Source organism: Argonema antarcticum A004/B2, assembly GCF_023333585.1.
GTDB lineage: Bacteria > Cyanobacteriota > Cyanobacteriia > Cyanobacteriales > Aerosakkonemataceae > Argonema > Argonema antarcticum.
In genome coordinates, this window is sequence record NZ_JAIQZN010000245.1 from 1 (window position 1) to 1,095 (window position 1,095).

Below are 1,095 nucleotides of genomic sequence, written 5' to 3' on the forward strand. Positions count from 1 at the left end.
GGCGGCAATCGCAACCCCCGATCGATGAAAAAAACTCTGGCTCCCCCACTACTAAAGCGAGGCTAGAAGAAGGATATGCCCAATCCGCCTCATAAACCCCTCAATAAAGACCGTAGACCGCGCAATTTTTTGTATCCAGACGAAATTAAGGCGCTCGTTGAAGCGGCTAGAACCTCAAGGAACCCAGTGCGCGACTCCGTGCTGATAGCGATCGCATTCGGTCATGCTTTGCAACCAGTTGAGATTGCATCACTGCAATGGCAACATATCCACATGACCGAAAAGGTAGCACCAGCCACATTAACCATCTATAGAAATCGACGCCGGGGCGTTTATCGCCAAGAACTCATCCCGGATATCCACATACTTTCTTTTGCTGAAGTCAAACTTTTACGCCAGCTAGGACAAGATTATAAGGGAGCGACTATACTCTTTCCTTCGGAACGTCGCCATCGGTTATCGCCGCGTTCCCTGCACCATATCATCGAGCGAGCTGGGGTAAAAGCTGGACTAGAATTTCCCATACATCCATATATGGTGAGAACCGCTGGCATTTTGTATCGAGCCGCACTGTTACTCAGCCAAATGCCGGAAGTGACTAAGCGCCAATGTCATTTGACATGGTTGAAGTATGGGACGTTTACTTCTCTATCCGCTCAAGAGCAGCAAGAATTTGAATCATTAGATCCGTCAGTAGTAGAAGCAATTTGGACGACGATCGACCGTATGCGAGAGTTTATTGGGCTTAACTCGTATAACCACACAGTTAAATATGTCCTACAGGTTTTCACAGCCTATCCCAACTACGAGCGGTTACCTGCCAACTTCTGCTTACCACCCCCGTCTGATTGGGTTTAAAATCTTAATGTACGATAATAATGGATGTTTCCGTACATCAAAACTAGGCTAAATGATAAATTCTCCAGGCACGCTAAATTTAAAATTAGGCACTCGCGATCTGCTCGCAGAATCGTTGCAGCAAAAACGCTCGAAAAATACTAGAACTGCCTACGAGAAAGACTTACGGTACTTTTTTACAGCCGTGTCTGGGTACCCGCCAACGCCAGCGGTGGTAATGGAGTTTCTCAAACTAGA

Annotated in this window: 1 protein-coding gene and 1 pseudogene; both read left to right on the top strand. The window is 46.8% G+C overall.

Features of this window, described 5'->3' with window-relative positions:
• Nucleotides 1–75 precede the first annotated feature (75 nt).
• A complete protein-coding gene (locus LAY57_RS35650; protein WP_249072258.1) occupies nt 76–858 on the top strand; it encodes a tyrosine-type recombinase/integrase in 783 nt (260 codons plus the stop codon).
• Nucleotides 859–910: 52 nt separating this feature from the next.
• Nucleotides 911–1,095: pseudogene (locus LAY57_RS35655) on the top strand (hypothetical protein); the annotation flags it as partial.

Excerpts from the sequence above, each read along its gene's own strand:
- LAY57_RS35650 (WP_249072258.1), top strand. The coding sequence starts at position 76 with ATGCCCAATCCGCCTCATAAACCCCTCAATAAAGACCGTAGACCGCGC.